Genomic DNA, 4035 nt, shown 5'->3' on the forward strand with positions numbered 1-4035 from the left:
AACAAAAGGGTGGGAGGTTGATATAGGGTTTCGTTATACCTATGTAGCAAAAAATAACATACCTGCTGGAATCGTGGGAGTTGGAAAGTATTTCGGCTCTTATTGGATACACCTTAGATCTTTTTTTCAGGAGCAAAATAAAAATGTATATCCGGCGCTCACATTAACAACCCGTTATTATTATAATACCCGATTTGATTATGTGAATTTTATTCTTGGTTACGGAACATCTCCTGATGAAAGAGTGATACTTGCAGATTTAAATGAGCGTGTTGATCTCAATTCTTACAGAGCTGGACTAGGATATTTCAGACAGTTTGGAAAACATTTTATAATTGGTTTACAGCTAGTCTTTAACAGGCAGGAGTATATTGAGGATAATTGGCAAAATGAATTTGAAACCTTTTTCATGCTACACTACAGATTGTAATATCTCTACTTAAAGCGCACTTTATCGATAAAAAATGTATTTTATACTAAATAATTGTAAGAATATATTGTAGTCTTAAAATATTTTTCTATTTTAGCATTATGTAATGTGCTTTTGCCCGAAGCACTTTCAATTAAGACCCAAATTTATATAACCTATGAGTAATGCTGAAAAAATCCTTGTGGTAGAGGATGATCTACTCACATTAAGAATCCTAAACTTTATCTTGAAAAAGGAAGGATACGCAGTTTCAAGTGCCAAAAATGGACTAGATGCCATTGAACGCATGAATGTAATTCAACCGGACTTGGTAATCACTGATGTGATGTTGCCACTTAAATCGGGTTTGGAAGTAACAAGCTATTGTAAAAATAACTTTTCACACATTCCTGTTATCGTTCTTTCTGCTTTGGGAGAAGAAGAAGGTACCGTAACTAAAGCCTTTAAACTTGGAGCAGACGATTTTGTTGCAAAGCCGTTCAATCCTAATGAATTTTTGCTAAGAGTAAAAAGATTATTAATGAAAAAAGAAGTTCGTATCGCGATTTAAAAGCAATACACGTTTCATTTTTTCTCTAAATAAAATTCTTCAGTGAAATCCTGATGTAATTTTTATTATATCATATCTTTCTAAAAACTTTAAGTGTAAAATACGAAGTATAAATACCTTATATTTCGTAAATTTGCACTTTCATTTTTCATAGCACTATTTTGATTCAACTTCACGACAAATATTTTGTTCCCTTTATATCCAAAAAGCAGATAGAAACTGCAATAAACAAGCTTGCCTCTGAAATTTCAGCAGATACAAAAGGTGAAACGCCATTGTTTATTGGTGTTCTCAATGGTGCCTTTATGGTGATGAGTGATTTAATGAAAACATTTCAAGGCAATTGTGAAGTAAGTTTTGTTAAAATGGCATCTTATAAAGGAATTGAAACAACTGGAAAGGTAAACAAACTTATTGGAGTCAATGAAAGGTTAAAAGATAGAGTCGTAATTTTGGTTGAAGATATCGTTGATACCGGAATAACATTAGAACACCTTTATGAAATTATTAAAAAAGAAAACCCAAAATCTTTAAAAACAGCAACACTGTTTTTTAAACCGGAGGCTTATAAGAAAAATTTAAAAATAGACTATATCGGAATTGAAATTCCAAATAGATTTATTGTTGGTTTTGGTCTGGATTATGATGGTCTTGGCAGAAACCTTCCCGAAATATATCAATTAAAAACACAACACAACATGACAAACATTATTTTATTTGGCCCTCCGGGTGCCGGAAAAGGAACACAAGCAGATGTGCTGAAAGCGTCTTACAATTTGGTTCATATCTCCACAGGAGATGTGTTTAGATACAACATAAAAAATGAAACCGATTTAGGAATACTTGCCAAATCATATATGGACCAAGGTCAACTTGTACCTGATGAAGTAACCATCAAAATGCTGAAAGCTGAAGTCGAAAAAAATGAAGGAGCAAACGGCTTTATTTTTGACGGTTTTCCTAGAACTGAAGCTCAAGCAGAAGCACTTGACAAACTTTTAAAACAAAAAAACACACAAGTTGATGGAATGGTTGCACTCGAAGTTGATGATGAAGTGCTGGTAAATCGTCTTTTGGAACGTGGAAAAACAAGTGGTAGAGCTGATGATTCTGATGAGTCAATTATAAGAAACCGGATTAAGGTGTATTATGACGAAACTGCAATCCTAAAAAATTATTATCAAAATCAAAATAAGTATTTTGGGGTTGATGGCGTTGGGAGCATCAGTGAAATAACAGAACGCTTAAGTAAAGTGATTGATAAACTATAAATTGGAAATTAAACTTCAATTGAAACCATAAACCTGAAATAAAGAAATGACAGAAGGTAATTTTGTAGATTATGTAAAGATGCACGTTTCTTCAGGAAAAGGTGGTCAAGGTTCAGCACATTTACACCGTGAAAAATATATTGAAAAAGGTGGGCCTGATGGTGGAGACGGGGGTCGTGGAGGTCACGTAATTGTAAGAGGTAAAGATAATCTTTGGACACTTTTACACCTAAAGTATCAGAGGCACATCAAAGCAGGACATGGCGAACATGGGTCCAGCGGTAGAAGCACAGGAGCCGATGGTGAAGATGTTTATATTGATGTGCCTCTAGGAACAGTTGTGAGAGATACTGAAACTCAGGAAGTCGTTTTTGAAATCACGGAAAATAATGAAGAAAAAATCCTTCTGGAAGGAGGAATGGGAGGTAGAGGAAACTGGCATTTTAAAACCAGTACAAATCAAACACCAAGATACGCACAACCCGGCATACCTGCTCAAGAAAAAGACATTACCCTCGAACTCAAAATACTTGCTGATGTGGGATTGGTAGGTTTTCCAAATGCAGGGAAATCTACCTTACTTTCAGTAGTTACTGCCGCAAAACCTAAAATTGCAGATTATGAGTTCACCACACTAAAGCCCAATCTCGGAATTGTAAAATACCGAGATTTCCAAACATTTGTAATTGCAGATATTCCCGGGATTATTGAAGGTGCTGCTGAAGGAAGAGGAATTGGGCATCGGTTTTTGAGACATATTGAGCGCAATTCAACTTTGTTGTTTCTTATTCCTGTAGATGCAAAAAATATTAAGGAACAGTATGATATTTTGTTGAACGAACTCAAAAAATACAACCCTGAATTACTTGATAAAGAACGACTAGTTGCGATTACAAAAAGTGATATGCTTGATGACGAGTTGAAAGCAGAAATGAAAATAGAACTCGATAAACAGTTTAAAGGAATTCCTTATTTATTTATTTCTTCTGTTGCACAACAGGGGTTGACTGAACTTAAAGATAAGCTCTGGAAAATGCTTCACGTTGAGGCATAGTTAGTTGTAACTTTAATACTTCTTTAAAACCCTTCGCTTCAAAGCTTTCGTATATTTAACAACAAGTTTTATCTGGAATGAAAGTTTTTTATACTTTACTTTTTTTAGTGTTGCTATGCTCCTGTGGAGCTACAGCTACCTATGATTATGATACAGAAAAAGATTTTACAACATATTCAACCTACAATTTTTACCCCTCAATTTCTTCCGGCTTAAGTGAACTCGATGAAAACAGGATATTTAAATATACCGATAGCATTCTTCAAGAAAAAGGATTCCTGAAATCTCAAAACCCTCAGTTTTTGGTTAATTTTTATAGTGAAGAATTTATATCCAAGTCTCAAAACACAATCGGAATAGGAATTGGAAGCTCCGGTAGAAATTCATCAGTAGGAGTTTCAGGAGGAATTCCCATAGGCGGTGATGAGGTCAATCAATTATTGACTATTGATATTATCGACACTAAAACTGATTTGCTCATTTGGCAGGCTAAGGCTAATGGAGATTATAAAGTAAAAGCAAATCCAAAACAAAAAGATAATTACTATGCAAAAATATTGGCCAAGATTTTTAAACCCTTTCCACCAAATAAAAAAAATTGATGCATTTAAACTTAAACATAACAAAATACAACCTGATGAAAGCAATTGCGGTTTTGTTTTTTCTAATATTTGCCTCTACAATGTGCCTGACAGCACAAAATGGGTCCTTTACAAAGGGTGAGAACTTT

General features: G+C 34.3%; 5 protein-coding genes. All 5 read left to right on the top strand.

Annotation, left to right across the window (positions count from 1 at the left end):
* Nucleotides 1-430: YaiO family outer membrane beta-barrel protein (locus tag AACY61_RS09975; protein WP_339611431.1), on the top strand; the 430-nt coding region annotated here is incomplete at its 5' end.
* 157 nt (nucleotides 431-587) lie between these two features.
* Entirely contained in the window at nucleotides 588-980 is a 393-nt protein-coding gene (locus tag AACY61_RS09980; protein ID WP_339611432.1) for a response regulator transcription factor, read from the top strand.
* 161 nt (nucleotides 981-1141) lie between these two features.
* On the top strand, nucleotides 1142-2251 hold the full coding sequence (locus AACY61_RS09985; protein WP_339611433.1) for an adenylate kinase: 1110 nt from the start codon (nucleotides 1142-1144) through the stop codon (nucleotides 2249-2251).
* Nucleotides 2252-2297: 46 nt separating this feature from the next.
* Nucleotides 2298-3305 (top strand): GTPase ObgE, encoded by a 1008-nt coding sequence (gene obgE, locus AACY61_RS09990; protein ID WP_339611434.1) that lies wholly within the window; start codon nucleotides 2298-2300, stop codon nucleotides 3303-3305.
* A 77-nt stretch (nucleotides 3306-3382) separates the two neighbouring features.
* A complete protein-coding gene (locus tag AACY61_RS09995) occupies nucleotides 3383-3907 on the top strand; it encodes a DUF4136 domain-containing protein (RefSeq protein ID WP_339611435.1) in 525 nt (174 codons plus the stop codon).
* The last annotated feature ends 128 nt before the right edge of the window (nucleotides 3908-4035 follow it).

This window comes from uncultured Planktosalinus sp., from assembly GCF_963973675.1.
Classification (GTDB): domain Bacteria; phylum Bacteroidota; class Bacteroidia; order Flavobacteriales; family Flavobacteriaceae; genus Planktosalinus.